The following is a 16285-nucleotide window of genomic DNA, read 5'->3' as shown; positions in this document are numbered from 1 at the left end:
CGCCGTGACCACAGGGCCGCTTCTTCGGCGGCCCGGGTCGACGGCGAGCGAGAGGAGCGGTGGCCATGGAGGCGCTGCGACTGATCAAGACGGCCCGGCACGCCCTGGCCGAGGCCAGACACGTACCGGATGTACTGGCGGAGGCGCGGCAGGCCGCGCTGCTCACCGAAGCGGTGGGCGCCCGGCTGGCGGAGTCGGAGGACGAGGAGCTCACCGGCCTGGGGCAGCAGCTCTCCGAGGCGGGAGCGCACGCGGCGGTCTGCCTGGACCGCTCCGTCGTCCGAGCCGCCCTGGTGAGCGGCGGCCGGGCCGCACGGCTGACCGAACTCGGCGAGGTGGCACCGGTGTTGGGGGCGTTGGACGGCCTGCTGCAGGAGGTCGGCGAGACGTTGGTGGTGCTGGCCTGCGGAGCCGACACCGAGAGCATCTACTGGACGTGCATCGACGGCGTCGACGCGATGTCGGAGTGCAAGGACCTGACGGGGCGGCTGCGGGAGGCGGCGGGCCGGCCCGGCGGAGAGGACCGTGCGGCGCTCGGCGGGGCGGAGCCGGCCCGGGCCGGGGGTGGTTCGCCGTTACTCGTCGTCCGGCTCGGCCCGCCGGACGGTGACGGGCCGGTCGACGGCGAGCGGATCGTCAGCGGACGGCTCGACGGCGGACGGGTCGACAGCGGACGGGTCGACGGCGATCCGGCGGACGGCGAAACGGCGGCGGCCGCAGTCGGTCCGCCGGACGACGACGACGGCGGCGCGCCCGGTGCGGGTGGGCCGACGGTTCGGGAACGGGTGCCGGACTACCGGATGCCCGGCGCGGCCGAGGCCTCGGAGGTGTCCGTGCCGGTCGGGTAGGAGGCGGCGTCGGCGTCCCGGGCGCCAGAGGACTGCAACTCGGCGAGATCCGCCGTCACCGAGGCGAGCAGTTCCTGCATCTGGTCCAGCAGGCTCCTGGGGACGGTGGAGCCGGGCGAGGTGCCGTCGGCCGAGCCCGTCGGCCTGCTCGGGGGTTGCGGCGTGTCAGATGGTTCGGACATGACGGGACCTCTCCGGATCGGTGGTGCGGTGTGCCGCAGCGACCAACGACCCGCTCCGGCGGCCGGTCACCCCGCACCACCCGATGCGGTCCGACTCCGGTACGCCGTAAGTCTCCCGGGTGAGCCCGGGTTGCCGCCGCGGTACGGCCTCGGCTAGGCGCGAGTCGACGCGGATCGGCATGACCGGGGACGACCGAAGACACCGGAGAAGGAACGCGGTGGAACGACGAGGGAGGAGGCCGGCGGCCGAAAAGGGAGAAGGAAAGGGGGAGTGCCCACCCCTTGCCACTCTCAACGTATAGCGCATGGGGGGTCTTGCCGCAAGGCCCCCGTGGAGGCGCACAATCACAGGCCTCAGATCGGAGCTGATGCCATGAACCACCTGACCACCAGCGCGTTCGACCTTCCCGACCGCCTCCGCGCCAAGGCCGACCCGGCACTCATCGGCCGTGACGAGCGGCACTTCGCTGCCATCGCGGAGAGCCTGGAGCAGACGATCACCGAACTGTCCGGCCGCCTCGACGACCTGCTCCGGTCGCCGGGCGGTCTCGGCCGGCAGGGGATGGACCGGGACATCGAGGTCCACAGGCTGACCGGTCGCCTGCGCGCCCTGCGCCGCTTCGGCCTGGACCTGTGCCTCGGGCACGTCGTCGGCGCGGACGACCCCGAGCCGGTGTACATCGGGCGGCTCGGCCTCACCGACAGCGAGGGGCGCCGGCTCCTGGTCGACTGGCGCTCACCCGCGGCCGAGCCGTTCTTCGCGGCCACCCACGCCGACCCGATGGGATTGGTGAGCCGCCGCAGGTACCGGTGGAGCGGCGGCCGGATCGGCGACTACTGGGACGAGGTGTTCGCCGCCGAGGCCCTGGAGGGGCACGCCGCGCTGGACGACCAGTCCGCGTTCATCGCCAGCCTGGGCGGCAACCGGTCCGCCCGGATGCGGGACGTCCTGGCCACCATCCAGGCCGACCAGGACGCCATCATCCGGGCCGGCTCCCGGGGCGCCCTCGTGGTCGACGGCGGACCGGGCACGGGGAAGACGGTCGTCGCCCTGCACCGCTCCGCGTACCTGCTCTACTCCGATCCCCGGCTCGGCCACCGGCGGGGCGGCGTGCTGTTCGTCGGCCCGCACCAGCCGTACCTGGCCTACGTCGCCGACGTCCTGCCCAGCCTCGGCGAGGAGGGAGTGCGGACCTGCACCGTGCGGGACCTCGTCGCCGAGGGGGCGAAGGCGGAGGCCGAAGCCGATTCGGAGGTGGCCCGGCTGAAGTCGTCGGTCGACATGGTCAAGGCGATCGAGAAGGCCGTCCGGTTCTACGAGGAGCCGCCCACCGAGGGCATGGCGGTCACGACCCACTGGGGCGACCTCTGGCTGAGCGCCGACGACTGGTCCGACGCGTTCGACGCGCCGGATCCGGGCACCCCGCACAACGAGGCGCGCGAGCAGATCTGGGCGGAACTCGCCACGATCCTGCTGGACAAGCTCGACGGGGACGGGGAGGAGGTGTCACCCGAGCTGTTCCGCCGGTCGCTGCGGCAGGACCGGGAGCTGGTGGAGACCCTCAACCGGGCGTGGCCGCTGCTCGAAGCCGCCGACCTCGTCGGAGACCTCTGGTCGGTGCCCGCCTACCTGCGGATGTGCGCGCCCTGGCTCGACGCCGAGGAGGTCCGCAAGCTGCAGCGCAAGCACGCGCCCCAGGCGTGGACGGTGCCCGATCTGCCGCTCCTGGACGCGGCCCGGCAGCGGCTCGGCGATCCGGAGGCAGCCCTGCGGCAACGCCGGCACGAGGCCGCGGCCGCCGCCGAACGAGCCCGCATGGCCGACGTCATCGGGGACCTGCTGCAGGCGGACGACGACGGCGAGGGCGCGGTGACGATGCTGCGCGGGCAGGACCTCCAGGACACCCTGGTCGACCAGAGCGTCCTGCCCGTCGCCGATCCGGAGCCGCTGGCCGGGCCGTTCGCCCACATCGTCGTGGACGAGGCCCAGGAGCTGACCGACGCGGAGTGGCAGATGCTGCTGCTGCGCTGCCCGTCCCGGAGCTTCACCATCGTCGGGGACCGCGCCCAGGCCAGGCACGGCTTCACCGAGTCCTGGGAGGAGCGGCTGGCGCGGATCGGACTCGACCGGACCACGGTGGCCTCGCTGAGCATCAACTACCGGACACCGGAGGAGGTCATGGCCGCGGCCGAGCCTGCCATCCGGGCCGCGCTGCCGGACGCCAACGTGCCGACCTCCGTCCGCAGCAGCGGCATCCCGGTGGGCCACGGGTCCGCCTCCGAGCTGGACGCGATCCTGGACGACTGGCTCGCCGAGCACGCCGAGGGAGTCGCCTGCGTGATCGGCGCGCCCGGCTTCCGAGCCCGGCCCCGGGTCCGGTCGCTGACCCCGGAGCTGTCGAAGGGGCTTGAGTTCGACCTGGTCGTCCTGGTGGATCCGGAGGCGTTCGGAGGCGGCGTCGAGGGAGCCGTCGACCGCTATGTCGCGATGACCCGGGCGACCCAGCGGCTGGTGATCCTCAGGAGTGCGTGAGGGAGGAGAGGAGACGTAGGGCGGGCCCGCGACGCGAGCGGGGCCCCACGCCGGACGGGGCCCGACGCCGAGCGGGGCCCGACGCCGATCGGCGCCGGACCCCAGGAGCCTGTGCCCGTACCTCAGTTGTGGGCGTGCAGGTCGGCGTTCAGGCCGCCCCAGGAGCCGGAGCGGGCGATGACCTCGACCGCACCGCTCTGCGAGTTGCGGCGGAACAGCAGGTTGTCCTGACCGGACAGCTCGACGGCCTTGGCCACCGTGCCGTCCGGGGTGGTGACCCGGGTGCCGGCGGTGACGTAGAGGCCGGCCTCGACCACGCAGTCGCTGCCGAGCGAGATGCCGATGCCCGCGTTGGCACCGAGCAGGCAGCGCTCGCCGACCGAGACGACCTGCTTGCCGCCGCCGGACAGGGTGCCCATGATCGACGCGCCGCCGCCGATGTCGCTGTGGTCGCCGACGACGACGCCCGCGCTGATCCGGCCCTCGACCATGGAGGTGCCCAGCGTGCCGGCGTTGAAGTTGACGAAGCCCTCGTGCATCACGGTGGTGCCGGCGGCCAGGTGCGCGCCGAGCCGGACGCGGTCGGCGTGGGCGATGCGCACACCGGTCGGGGCGACGTAGTCGGTCATCCGCGGGAACTTGTCGATCCCGTAGACGGCCAGCTGCCCGCCCTGGGCGCGGACGGCGAGACGGGCCTGCTCGACCTTGTCCACCGGGACGGGGCCGATGCTGGTCCACGCGACGTTGGCCAGCAGCCCGAAGATGCCGTCCAGGTTCTGGCCGTGCGGCTTGACCAGACGGTGGCTGAGCAGGTGCAGACGCAGGTACAGGTCGTGCGTGTCGAGCGGCTTCTCGTCCAGCGAGGCGATGGTGGTGCGCACGGCGACCACCTCGACGCCACGGCGCGCGTCGGCGCGCAGCGCCTCGGCAGCGCCGGAACCGAGTTCGGCCTCGGCCTGCTCGGTGGTCAGACGGACGGTGCCGGCCGGGCCGGGCTCGGCGGCCAGCGCCGGGGCCGGGTACCAGGTGTCGAGGACGGTGCCGTCGGCGGCGATGGTGGCCAGGCCGGCGGCCACGGCGCCGTTCGCCGGGGAGGTCGATTCGAGGGAGGTGGATTCAGCAGTCACATCGTGCACGTTAACCAATGGGGCGCTCCCGTGCCGAACACGCCCACCGTGCGGACGGGTCGGACGGACACCCCTGCCCGGGGGCGCGGGGCGGGAAAACCCTGTGCTCAGGGCTCTGCGGCTGGGCAATACTTCGACGGGTGTTCATGTCGATCTCCACCACCGGCAGCGCGGCGAGCCCGGCCACCGATCTCGGGTTCCTGGTGCACCAGCACCCCGGGAAGGTCCAGCGGTTCACGACGTCGCACGGCGCGGCCCACGTCTTCTACCCGGAGGCGGGGGACGAGGTCTGCACGGCGGCGCTGCTGCTGGACGTCGACCCCATCGCGCTGGTCCGCAAGGGCCGGGGCGCGGGCAGGGGGAGCGACGGCTCGCCCGCGGTCGCGCTCGCCCAGTACGTCAACGACCGCCCCTACGCCGCGTCCTCGCTGCTCGCGGTGGCGCTGCGGACGGTGTTCCGGTCCGCGATGAAGGGTGACTGCCCGGCCCGCCCCGAACTGCCGGGCCAGGCCCGCCCGCTGAGGATCGAACTGCCCGTCGTGTCCGTCGCGCCCGCCGTGCCCGCCGTGCCCGCGAGCGGCCGGGGAGGGGGCGACGGCGGCCCGGCGTTGGTGGCCCGGCTGTTCGAGCCGCTGGGCTGGCGGGTCGAGGCGACGGCGATCCCGCTGGACGAGGCGTTCCCGGAGTGGGGTGACTCCCCGTACGTGCGGATCGTGCTGGCCTCCGAGACCGTACGGCTCGCCGACGCGCTGCAGCAGCTGTACGTGCTGCTGCCGGTGCTGGACGGCGCCGAGTACTACTGGGCCGCTCCGGACGAGGTGGACAAGCTGCTCACCGCCGACGAGGGCTGGCCGGCCGCCCACCCGGAGCGGGCCCTGATCACCCGCCGCTACCTCGCCCGGCGCCGGTCGCTGACCCGGCCCGAGACGGAGCGCCCGGAGCTGGTTCGCCTGGCGGAGGCGGACGACCGTGAGGTCGGGGAGATCGACAACGCGGTCGACGACCGGCCCGAGGAAATCCAGGAGCTGGGAGACGTCCAGGAACCAGGGGAGACCCGGGAACCGGAGGGAACCCGGGAACCGGGCCAGGACCAGGACCCGGAGCCGGAGCCGGAGCCGGAGCTGTCCGGTCCGCCGTCCCTCGCCGAGCAGCGCCGAACCGCGATCCTCGCCGCCCTGCGCGAGACGGGCGCCGCCCGGGTGGCCGACCTCGGCTGCGGCCGGGGCGAGCTGATCGGCGAACTGCTCAAGGACAACAGGTTCGCCGAACTCCTCGGCGTGGACGTGTCCGTCCGGGCGCTGCAGGCGGCGAACCGCAACCTGCGCCTGGAGCGGCTGCCGGAGCCGCAGGCGGCCCGGGTGAGGCTGACCCAGGGCGCGCTGACCTACACCGACGCCCGGTTGAAGGGTTTCGACGCGGCGGTGCTGTGCGAGGTGATCGAGCACCTGGACCTGCCTCGGCTGCCGGCCCTGGAGTACGCCGTGTTCGGTGCCGCCCGCCCGCGGGCCGTTGTGGTCACCACTCCGAACGCCGAGTACAACGTCCGCTGGGCGCACCTGCCGACGGGCGGCACCCGGCACGCCGACCACCGATTCGAGTGGTCCCGCGCCGAGTTCCGCGCCTGGGCCGAGAAGGTCGCGGCTGCCTACGGCTACACCGTGGTGCTGCGCCAGGTCGGCCCGGAGGACGAGGAGGTCGGCGCTCCCACCCAGCTCGCCCTGTTCCGGACGGCCGCCGACCCGTCGGCCCCCGAGTCGGCGACCTCCGAGCCGACGACCCCCGAGCCGACGACCCCCGAGCCGATGACCTCCAAGCCGACGACCCCCGAAGGAGGCGAATCCCGATGACCGACGCCGCCGCAGCCGACGCCGCAGCCACCGCAGCCGCAGCAGCCGTCGACGACGCCGCAGCCGCCGCCGACGCGACCGGGAGCACCGCCCCCGCCGCCTCCCCGTCACCGAGGTCTCCCTGGTCGTCCTGATCGGTACCAGCGGCGCGGGCAAGTCCACGTTCGCCCGCCGCCACTTCCTGCCCACCCAGGTGGTCTCCTCCGACTTCTGCCGGGGCCTGGTCGCCGACGACGAGAACGACCAGTCCGCCTCCGCGGAGGCCTACGACCTCCTGCACCACATCGTGGGCAAGCGCCTGGCGGCCGGCCGGCTGACCGTCGTGGACGCCACCAACGTGCAGCCCGAGGCGCGCAGCCGGCTGGTCCGGATCGCCCGGGAGCACGACGTGCCGCCGATCGCGATCGTCCTGGACGTCCCGCCGGGGGTGTGCGCCGAGCGCAACCGCTCCCGCCCGGACCGCCGGCTGCCCGCGTACGTCATCCCGCGCCAGCACCGCGAACTGCGTCGTTCGCTGGACGGTTTGGAGCGCGAGGGTTTCCGCAGGGTGCACGTCCTGCGCGGCGAGGCCGAGGTGGCGTCGGCCGGGATCGAGCTGGAGAAGCGCCGCAACGACCTGCGCCACCTCACCGGCCCGTTCGACGTCGTGGGTGACATCCACGGCTGTCGCTCCGAGCTGGAGACCCTGCTGACCCGTCTCGGCTACTCCCTCGCCCGGGACGCCGAGGGCCGCCCGGTGGACGCCGTGCACCCCGCGGGCCGGACCGCCGTCTTCGTCGGCGACCTGGTCGACCGCGGCCCCGACACCCCGGGCGTGCTGCGCCTGGTGATGGGCATGGTGGCGGCCGGCCACGCGATCTGCGTGTCGGGCAACCACGAGAACAAGCTCGGCCGGGCGATGGACGGCCGGAAGGTCACCGTCGCGTACGGCCTGCGGGAGTCGCTGGAGCAGCTGGCGGGAGAGTCCGAGGAGTTCAGGGCCGAGGTGCGCGCGTTCATGCGCGGCCTGGTCAGCCACTACCTGTTGGACGGCGGCGCCCTGGTGGTGTGCCACGCCGGTCTGCCGGAGAGGTACCACGGTCGCGACTCCGGCCGGGTCCGCTCGCACGCGCTGTACGGGGAGAGCACCGGCGAGACCGACGAGTACGGCCTGCCGGTGCGCTACCCGTGGGCCGAGGACTACCGCGGCCGGGCGCTGGTGGTCTACGGCCACACCCCGGTGCCGGCCGCGAGCTTCGTCAACAACACCGTCTGCCTGGACACCGGTTGCGTCTTCGGCGGCAGCCTGACCGCGCTGCGCTACCCGGAGCGGGAGCTGGTGGGCGTGGAGGCCGAGCGCGAGTGGTACGCCCCGGCGCGCCCGCTGATCGCGGACGCGCCGGGTGCCCGGGAGGGCCGTCCGCTGGACCTCGCCGACGTGGCCGGGCGCCGGGTGGTCGAGACGGGTCTGCACGGGCAGGTCGCCGTCGGGGAGGAGAACGCGGCGGCCGCGCTGGAGGTGATGAGCCGTTTCGCGGTGGACCCGCGGCTGCTCGTCCACCTCCCGCCGACGATGGCGCCGAGCGCGAGTTCCGGCAGGGACGGCTACCTGGAGCACCCGGAGGAGGCCTTCCTCGCCTACCGCGCGGACGGCGTGCGGCACCTGGTGTGCGAGGAGAAGCACGCGGGCTCGCGCGTGGTGCTGCTGGTCGCCCGGGACGGGGCCGCGCTGGAGCGCCGCTTCGGCGTGGCCGGCCCGGGTGCGATCTGGACCCGCACCGGCCGCGCGTTCCCCGACGACGACGGTCTGACCACCGCCGTGCTCGACCGGGTACGGGCCTCCGCCGAGCGCGCCGGGCTGTTCGAGGAGCTGGGCACGGGGTGGCTGCTGCTGGACGCCGAGCTGATGCCGTGGTCGCTGAAGGCGGCGGAGCGGCTTCGCCGCCGGTACGCGGCGGTCGGCGCGGCGGCGGGCGCCGCCCTGCCGGAGGCGCTGTCGGCGCTGGAGCGGGCGGCCGGGCGTGGCCTGGACGTGGCCGACCTGACCGGCCGCCTCCGGCAGCGGTCCGCGGACGTGCGGGCGTTCACCGAGGCGTACCGGCGCTGCTGCCTGCCGACCGAGGGCCTGTCCGGTGTCCGGCTGGCGCCGTTCCAGCTGCTGGCCGCCGAAGGGGCGAACCTCGCGGTGCGCCCGCACGACGAGCACTTGGCCCGGATCGACCGCCTGGTGGCGGCCGACGACGGGGAGGAGCCCGTGCTGCACCGCACCGACCGGGTCCTGGTGGACACCGAGGACGAGGCTTCGACGGCCGCTGCCACTGTCTGGTGGGAGGAGCTGACCGGGGCGGGCGGCGAGGGCATGGTGGTCAGGCCGCTGGCCTCGCTGGTGCGGACCGCGCGCGGCGAAGGCCGTCCGGGCGGGCTGGTGCAGCCCGCGGTGAAGGTGCGCGGGCGGGAGTACCTGCGGATCGTCTACGGCCCGGACTACACCGAGCACCTCGACCGGCTGCGTCGGCGCTCGCTGGGCCACAAGCGCTCGTTGGCGCTGCGCGAGTACGCGCTGGGTGTGGAGGCGCTGGACCGGCTGGCGGCCGGGGAGCCGCTGTGGCGGGTGCACGAGCCGGTGTTCGCGGTGCTCGCGCTGGAGTCGGAGCCGGTCGACCCCCGGCTGTAGCGGTTGTCGGCCTGCCGCCTCATCCCGCCTGCAGCGGTTCGCCCCGTCGCCCCGTCGCCCCGTCGCCCCGTCGCTCGATCCCGCCTGCAGCGCCCGCAGCGGCTGTAGCGGCGGTAGCGGTGCCGACCCACGGCGGGGCGGCCCTGCCCGAACCCCCGCTGTATAGAAATTCCAACAGTCGTATACACTTGCCAGCCTTCCCCCCGTCCCGTCACACCAGGAGCCCGGTATGGCCTTCAACCTCCGGAACAGGCACTTCCTCAAGGAGCTCGACTTCACGCCCCAGGAGTTCCGCTTCCTGGTGGATCTCGCCGCCGGGCTCAAGGCGGCGAAGTACGCGGGCACCGAGCAGCCCCGGCTGCGCGGCAAGAACATCGCCCTGATCTTCGAGAAGACCTCCACCCGCACCCGCTGCGCCTTCGAGGTCGCCGCCCACGACCAGGGCGCCACCACCACCTACCTGGACCCGTCGGCCTCCCAGATCGGCCACAAGGAGTCCATCAAGGACACCGCCCGGGTGCTCGGCCGGATGTTCGACGGCATCGAGTACCGGGGCCACGGCCAGGAGGTCGTCGAGGAACTCGCCGAGCACGCCGGTGTCCCGGTCTGGAACGGCCTCACCGACGAGTGGCACCCCACCCAGATGCTGGCCGACGTGCTCACCGTCACCGAGCACACCGTCAAGCCGCTCACCGACGTCGCCCTCGCCTACCTCGGCGACGCCCGCTCCAACATGGGAAACTCGCTGCTGGTCACCGGCGCCCTGCTCGGCATGGACATCCGGATCGTCGCCCCGCGCGCCCTCTGGCCGACCGAGGACGTGCAGAAGTCTGCCCAGGCGCTGGCCGAGTCGACGGGCGCCCGGATCACCCTGACCGAGGACGTGGCCGAGGGCGTGGCCGGTGCCGACTTCCTCTACACCGACGTCTGGGTCTCGATGGGCGAGCCCAAGGAGGTCTGGGCCGAGCGGATCGAGCTGCTCAAGCCCTACCAGGTCTCCATGGAGACCGTCCGGGCCACCGGCAACCCGGCCGTGAAGTTCCTGCACTGCCTGCCCGCCTTCCACGACCTCGGCACGGTGCTGGGACGGCAGATGTACGAGACGACCGGCATGACCGAGCTGGAGTGCACCGACGAGCTGTTCGAGTCACCGCACTCCATCGTGTTCGACCAGGCCGAGAACCGCCTGCACACCATCAAGGCGGTCCTGGTCGCCACCCTCGGCTCCTGAGCAGACTGCCCGAGCTACTGCCCGAGCTGCTTCCCGAGCTACATCCCGGGCTACTTCCCGAGCTTGACGCACGCCACCCGGTCGCCCGCCGCGTGCGGGCCGACCGGGGTGCCGGCGTGCAGCACCAGCGAGCGGGCCTCGCCCGGCCGCGGCTGCCAGTCCACCGCGGTCGTGGCGGCGCCCTCGCCCTGCCCGTCGGTGCGCAGCACCAGCCGCAGCTCGTTGTGTGGGTTGGCGTACGCCGGATCGGTGGACGGTTGCACCGGGTCGACCGCGTCCTGGTAGTGCGGGCCGGAGGCGGCCGGGTCGGCCCCGCAGGTGCCGGTGTGCAGGTGCACGGGGAACTCGTGGTCGGGGGCGAGCCCGGACACCGTCACCGTGAGCACCGTCCGGCCGGCCACCGAGCGGTCGGTGACCACCCGGGCGTGCGAGCCGTACGGAACCAGGTCGGTCGCGTAGCTGACGGCGGCCGGTGGCACGAAGGCGGTGGCCGGGTCGAAGTCCGCCTCGACGACGGAGACCGGCGAGGCGGCGGGGGCGAGCAGGGCCAGCGGCAGCAGGGCGGCGGCGAGCGGAGCGGTCATCGGTCGGGCCTTCCACGGGGCAGGGCGACGGTCCCCCTGCTAACGGCGCCGGCCGGGGAAGGACACCGATCCCCGCGAACGGCGCCAGGGCCCGCCAGAACACCGAGGCCCGCGAAGATCGGGCGCGTCGGCGTCGGCGGCCGCCCTCAGACCGGCTCGCGCCGGATCCCCCGGATCTCGCAGCGCGGCCCGCTGGCCCGCATCAGCCGCAGGTCGGCGGTGATCAGCGGCGCCCCGCGCAGTTCGGCGACCGCGACGTACGCGGCGTCGTCCGGGGTCAGGTTGTCCTTGAGCTCCCAGATCCGGCCGAGCAGTGGTGCCACCTCGACCTTGCGGATCGCCACTCCGGCCAGCTCGCCGGTGAGTTCGGCGACCCTCTCGGCGGTCAGTTCCTTGGCGAGGTACAGGCCGCGCAGCGACTGCATGACCTCGACCAGGATGTGTTCGGGCGCCAACCACTCGCGGTCGGAGGCGAGTTCGGTCCGGGCGGCGGCCCCGCGCGGGCCTTCGTCGGCCAGTGCCAGCACCAGCGCGGACGCGTCCACCACGATCACCGGCGGCTTCCCCCTGCTCGTCCCGCTCTGTTCCGTCCTGCTCCGCCTGCCCACATCACCCGCCACCGTACCGGTCGGAGCGTCGGCCGACGGGCGTGGGTGGGCGTCGGCCGACGGGCGCGGGTGGCCGCCGGGGGACGGGCGCGGGTGGGCGGTTCAGCGGCGGTGCAGGAGCCCGGCGAGGAGGAGTCCGGCGAGCACCGAGGCCGCGTTGGCGGTGGCGGAGGCGGCCCAGGGCAGTGCGGTGCGCGGCGACAGTCCGGTGAGCGGGGCGAGCAGGGCGCCCTCGACGAGGCAGACGCCGACCTCGCCGAGCCCGAAGGCGGTCCAGTACGCTGCGGCGGGCCCGGTGGAGTACGGCCGCAGGGACGACCAGAGCAGCGGGTGGGTCGCCAGGTTGACGAGGACGGCGGCGAGGGCGGCCCGGGTGGGCCGCAGGCCGCCGGCCCGGGTGAGCGCGGCGGTGTAGACGGGGACCTCGACCAGCAGGGTCAGGGTCAGGGCGAGGGCGTAGGGCACGGCGGGGATCGTGCCACGGGGAGGGGACCATGGCCACCGAGGTCGCACCCGTACCGGTGTCGGCGGCCGTGCCGGTCTGGCCCGCGCCGGGCCCGGCGGTCCGGCTGGGCGCGGCGCCGTTCGCGGGCTTCGCGCTGTCGGCCGCGTCGGCGCTGGCCCTGGCCCTGCGGGCGCCGACGGGCCTGGCGGTGTTGGGCCTGGCCGTCTTCGGCCTGCTGCACAACGTGCTGGAGCTGCGCTACGTGGCGGGCCGTTTCGCCGCCGTCCTGGCGGGCCCGCTGCTGCGGTTGCTGCTGGTGCTGGTGACCGGCATCGTGCTGTGCCGTCTGTTGCCGCCTTCGCGGGTGTCCCAGTGGGCGGAGATCCTGCTCGCGTACGGCCTGCTGGCGGCGGCCGGCCGGTACGGGTTGCGCGGGCGGCCGTGGCTGTCGGCCGGGGGAGCGGTGCTGCTGCTCGGGGCGGGTGCGTTGTCGCTGGCGTTCCCGGCGTACCACTTCGTGGTGCTGGCGCACCTGCACAACGTGGTGCCGCTGCTGTTCCTGGTCGAGTGGTCGCGTCGGCTGCGGCGCGGGCGCGCGGCGTTCCTGGCGTTGCAGGGTGCCTGGGTGGTGCTGGTTCCGGCGCTGTTGTTGAGCGGTCTGCTGGACGGTCTGCTGTCGCAGCGCCCGGGCGGTTGGACGGACCGGCTGGCCGCCGCCTACACGCCGCCGGCCTGGCTGACACCGGAGGGCGGTCTGCGCTTCCTGGCGGTGTTCGCCTTCCTGCAGACGATGCACTACGTGGTGTGGGTGTGGTTCCTGCCCCGGTACGCGCCGGAGGCGGCGGAGCGTTTCGATGCCCGGGTGCCCGCGTTGCGCGGCGTGCGGGCGTGGGCGCTGGGCGCGGGGGCGGGCGCGCTGCTGGCGCTGCTGTTCGCGGTGGACTACCTGCAGGGCCGGTCGTTGTACGCGGCGCTGGCCAGTTATCACGCGTATCTCGAGTTCCCGGTGCTGCTGATGCTGGTACTCGGTCCGGGCGCGGGTCGCCCGGGTCGCCCGGGTCGCCCGGGTCCGGGGGAGCCGGCGGGTGGCCGGTGGGGAACGCAGGGGGAGGGGAGGTGAAGAGATGAGGACGATCCTGCTGGCGGACATCGCCCCCTCGCCGACCGGCGGTTCCGGTGGTGAGCTTGTGGTGGTGCTGCTGATGGCGGCTGCGGTGGTGGCGGGAGCGGTCTGGCTGATCAGGCTGGAGCGCAAGCGGCGCGGCCCGGACGACCAGTGAGCCACGGCATGCACTATGGTTTATCTCGACATCGAGATAACTGCCCATTACGATATATCTCGACATCAAGATACTTGCCGAGAGGCGCTCCCCGGCGATGCGGGCAAGGCGAGCCTAACTAAGGCTGACCTTACCATCGCATGGCGGCCGGATATCGCACGAAGCACCCAGAAGGAGTCAGTCGTGTCCGCGAACAGCTTCGACGCCCGCAGCTCGCTGCAGGTGGGCGACGAGTCGTACGAGATCTTCAAGCTCTCCGCCGTCGAGGGTTCCGAGCGGCTGCCGTACAGCCTCAAGGTGCTGCTGGAGAACCTGCTCCGCACGGAGGACGGCGCGAACATCACCGCCGACCACATCCGCGCCCTCGGCAACTGGGACGCCGACGCCCAGCCGAGCCAGGAGATCCAGTTCACCCCGGCCCGCGTGATCATGCAGGACTTCACCGGTGTGCCGTGCGTGGTCGACCTCGCCACCATGCGCGAGGCCGTCAAGGAGCTGGGCGGCGACCCGGACAAGATCAACCCGCTGGCCCCGGCCGAGCTGGTCATCGACCACTCCGTCATCGCCGACAAGTTCGGCACCAAGGACGCGTTCACCCAGAACGTCGAGATCGAGTACGGCCGCAACAAGGAGCGCTACCAGTTCCTGCGCTGGGGCCAGACCGCGTTCGACGAGTTCAAGGTCGTCCCGCCGGGCACCGGCATCGTCCACCAGGTGAACATCGAGCACCTGGCCCGCACGGTCATGGTCCGCGGCGGCCAGGCCTACCCGGACACCTGCGTCGGCACCGACTCGCACACCACCATGGTCAACGGCCTGGGCGTGCTGGGCTGGGGCGTCGGCGGCATCGAGGCCGAGGCCGCGATGCTCGGCCAGCCGGTCTCCATGCTGATCCCGCGCGTGGTCGGCTTCAAGCTGACCGGCGAGCTGCCGGCCGGCACCACCGCCACCGACCTGGTGCTCACCATCACCGAGATGCTGCGCAAGCACGGCGTGGTCGGCAAGTTCGTCGAGTTCTACGGCGACGGCATCGGCTCCATCCCGCTGGCCAACCGCGCCACCATCGGCAACATGTCGCCGGAGTTCGGCTCGACCTGCGCGATCTTCCCGATCGACGCCGAGACCATCAACTACCTGCGCCTGACCGGCCGCGACGCGCAGCAGCTCGCCCTGGTCGAGGCGTACGCCAAGGAGCAGGGCCTCTGGCACGACCCGTCGGTCGAGCCGGTCTACTCCGAGTACCTGGAGCTGGACGTCTCCACCGTCGTCCCGTCGATCTCCGGCCCGAAGCGCCCGCAGGACCGCGTGATCCTGGCCGAGGCCGCCGAGAAGTTCGCCGAGGCGCTGCCGACCTACTCCGCCGAGGCCTCGAAGCCGACCACCGTCACCGCCCCCGACGGCTCGACCTACGAGATCGACAACGGCGCGGTCGTGATCGCCTCGATCACCTCCTGCACCAACACCTCCAACCCCTCCGTCATGCTGGGCGCCGCCCTGCTGGCGAAGAAGGCCGTGGAGAAGGGCCTGCACGTCAAGCCCTGGGTCAAGACCACCCTGGCGCCCGGCTCCAAGGTCGTCATGGACTACTACGAGAAGGCCGGCCTGCTCCCCTACATGGAGAAGCTGGGCTTCAACCTGGTCGGCTACGGCTGCGTCACCTGCATCGGCAACTCGGGCCCGCTGCCCGAGGAGGTCTCGGCCGCCGTCAACGAGTCCGACCTCGCGGTCGTCTCGGTGCTCTCCGGCAACCGCAACTTCGAGGGCCGGATCAACCCCGACGTCAAGATGAACTACCTGGCCTCCCCGCCGCTGGTGGTCGCCTACGCCCTCGCCGGCAACATGAACGTCGACATCACCAAGGACGCCCTGGGCCAGGACGCCGACGGCAACGACGTCTTCCTTGCCGACATCTGGCCGTCCGAGCAGGAGGTCGCCGACACCGTCGCCGGCTCCATCGACGAGGCGATGTTCGACAAGGGCTACCAGGACGTCTTCGCCGGCGACCACCGCTGGCAGTCGCTGCCCGTCCCGACCGGCAACACCTTCGAGTGGGACACCGAGTCGACCTACGTCCGCAAGCCCCCGTACTTCGAGGGCATGGCCAAGACCCCGAGCCCGGTGACCGACATCGCCGGCGCCCGCGTCCTGGCCAAGCTGGGCGACTCGGTCACCACCGACCACATCTCCCCGGCCGGCAACATCAAGCCCGGCACCCCGGCGGCGCAGTACCTGACCGCCAACGGTGTCGAGAAGCGCGACTTCAACTCCTACGGTTCCCGTCGCGGCAACCACGAGGTGATGATCCGCGGCACCTTCGCCAACATCCGCCTGCGCAACCAGATCGCGCCGGGCACCGAGGGCGGCTACACCCGCGACTTCACCCAGGCCGACGCGCCGGTGTCGTTCATCTACGACGCCTCGCAGAACTACCAGGCCGCCGGCATCCCGCTGGTCGTCCTGGCCGGCAAGGAGTACGGCTCCGGCTCGTCCCGCGACTGGGCCGCCAAGGGCACCGCGCTGCTGGGCGTCAAGGCCGTCATCGCCGAGTCCTACGAGCGCATCCACCGCTCCAACCTGATCGGCATGGGCGTCCTGCCGCTGCAGTTCCCGGAGGGCGAGAACGCCGAGTCCCTCGGCCTGACCGGCGAGGAGACCTTCTCGATCACCGGCGTGACCGAGCTCAACGAGGGCCGCACCCCGAAGACCGTCAAGGTCAAGGCGGGCGAGAAGGAGTTCGACGCGGTCGTCCGCATCGACACCCCCGGCGAGGCGGACTACTACCGCAACGGCGGCATCCTGCAGTACGTGCTGCGCTCGCTCATCGGCTGAGCCGCGCCCAGCGCCTGAAGGGGCCGGACCGCATCGCGCGGTCCGGCCCCTTCGCGTTCTCCGCTTCCGCGTGCCGGATCGCCGCCCCGGGAAACGGATCGGTACGCCCGCTCGCGCC

14 protein-coding genes are annotated in these 16285 nt (G+C 73.0%); 9 read left to right on the top strand and 5 right to left on the bottom strand.

Features of this window, described 5'->3' with window-relative positions; translation table 11 throughout:
- The first annotated feature begins 65 nt into the window (after positions 1-65).
- On the top strand, positions 66-848 hold the full coding sequence (locus IF30_RS43300) for a DUF6099 family protein (protein ID WP_051709425.1): 783 nt from the start codon (positions 66-68) through the stop codon (positions 846-848).
- Here the strand turns inward: IF30_RS43300 and IF30_RS0107800 are convergent.
- Positions 794-1030 carry a hypothetical protein gene (locus IF30_RS0107800; protein ID WP_030233877.1) on the bottom strand — a complete coding sequence of 79 codons (237 nt, stop codon included), beginning with the start codon at positions 1028-1030 and terminating at the stop codon, positions 794-796. The genes IF30_RS43300 and IF30_RS0107800 overlap by 55 nt on opposite strands.
- 373 nt (positions 1031-1403) lie before the next feature.
- On the opposite strand from IF30_RS0107800, the gene helR reads away from it, so the two are divergent.
- On the top strand, positions 1404-3563 hold the full coding sequence (helR, locus tag IF30_RS0107795; RefSeq protein WP_030233875.1) for an RNA polymerase recycling motor ATPase HelR: 2160 nt from the start codon (positions 1404-1406) through the stop codon (positions 3561-3563).
- 122 nt (positions 3564-3685) lie between these two features.
- On the opposite strand, the gene dapD is transcribed toward helR, so the two are convergent.
- Complete coding sequence (gene dapD, locus IF30_RS0107790; RefSeq protein WP_030233873.1) at positions 3686-4690, bottom strand: 2,3,4,5-tetrahydropyridine-2,6-dicarboxylate N-succinyltransferase; 1005 nt, start codon at positions 4688-4690, stop codon at positions 3686-3688.
- A 140-nt stretch (positions 4691-4830) separates the two neighbouring features.
- On the opposite strand from dapD, the gene IF30_RS0107785 reads away from it, so the two are divergent.
- The 4 genes from IF30_RS0107785 (at position 4831) to argF (ending at position 10421) form a co-directional block, all read left to right on the top strand.
- On the top strand, positions 4831-6537 hold the full coding sequence (locus IF30_RS0107785; protein ID WP_051709423.1) for a methyltransferase: 1707 nt from the start codon (positions 4831-4833) through the stop codon (positions 6535-6537).
- The gene (locus tag IF30_RS47585) at positions 6534-6671 is read left to right on the top strand and encodes a hypothetical protein (RefSeq protein WP_158834825.1); all 138 of its coding nucleotides are present in this window, start codon (positions 6534-6536) and stop codon (positions 6669-6671) included. Before IF30_RS0107785 ends, IF30_RS47585 begins: the two co-directional genes overlap by 4 nt.
- Entirely contained in the window at positions 6659-9190 is a 2532-nt protein-coding gene (locus IF30_RS0107775; RefSeq protein ID WP_030233868.1) for a polynucleotide kinase-phosphatase, read from the top strand. The genes IF30_RS47585 and IF30_RS0107775 overlap by 13 nt, the downstream gene beginning before the upstream one ends.
- Positions 9191-9419: 229 nt before the next feature.
- Positions 9420-10421 carry an ornithine carbamoyltransferase gene (argF, locus tag IF30_RS0107770; protein ID WP_030233866.1) on the top strand — a complete coding sequence of 334 codons (1002 nt, stop codon included), beginning with the start codon at positions 9420-9422 and terminating at the stop codon, positions 10419-10421.
- Positions 10422-10471: 50 nt separating this feature from the next.
- Here the strand turns inward: argF and IF30_RS0107765 are convergent, their stop codons facing one another.
- The 3 genes from IF30_RS0107765 to IF30_RS0107755 form a co-directional block, all read right to left on the bottom strand.
- The gene (locus IF30_RS0107765; RefSeq protein ID WP_037899251.1) at positions 10472-11005 is read right to left on the bottom strand and encodes a superoxide dismutase family protein; all 534 of its coding nucleotides are present in this window, start codon (positions 11003-11005) and stop codon (positions 10472-10474) included.
- 146 nt (positions 11006-11151) lie between these two features.
- Positions 11152-11559, bottom strand: coding sequence for a type II toxin-antitoxin system VapC family toxin (locus tag IF30_RS0107760; protein ID WP_030233864.1), 408 nt, complete (start codon positions 11557-11559; stop codon positions 11152-11154).
- A 156-nt stretch (positions 11560-11715) separates the two neighbouring features.
- Positions 11716-12078: a hypothetical protein gene (locus tag IF30_RS0107755; protein WP_030233861.1), complete on the bottom strand. Its 363-nt coding sequence runs from the start codon at positions 12076-12078 to the stop codon at positions 11716-11718.
- Positions 12079-12107: 29 nt separating this feature from the next.
- Here IF30_RS0107755 and IF30_RS0107750 point away from each other — a divergent pair, with 29 nt between their 5' ends.
- From IF30_RS0107750 to acnA, 3 genes are all read left to right on the top strand, one after another.
- Positions 12108-13178 carry a hypothetical protein gene (locus IF30_RS0107750; RefSeq protein ID WP_063752531.1) on the top strand — a complete coding sequence of 357 codons (1071 nt, stop codon included), beginning with the start codon at positions 12108-12110 and terminating at the stop codon, positions 13176-13178.
- A 4-nt stretch (positions 13179-13182) separates the two neighbouring features.
- Entirely contained in the window at positions 13183-13338 is a 156-nt protein-coding gene (locus tag IF30_RS47580) for a hypothetical protein (protein ID WP_158834822.1), read from the top strand.
- 183 nt (positions 13339-13521) lie between these two features.
- On the top strand, positions 13522-16167 hold the full coding sequence (acnA, locus tag IF30_RS0107740) for an aconitate hydratase AcnA (RefSeq protein WP_030233854.1): 2646 nt from the start codon (positions 13522-13524) through the stop codon (positions 16165-16167).
- Positions 16168-16285: the final 118 nt, after the last annotated feature.

Source organism: Streptomyces sp. NRRL S-350, assembly GCF_000719705.1.
Classification (GTDB): Bacteria; Actinomycetota; Actinomycetes; order Streptomycetales; family Streptomycetaceae; genus Kitasatospora.
This window is presented reverse-complemented; position numbering and strand designations above follow the sequence as displayed.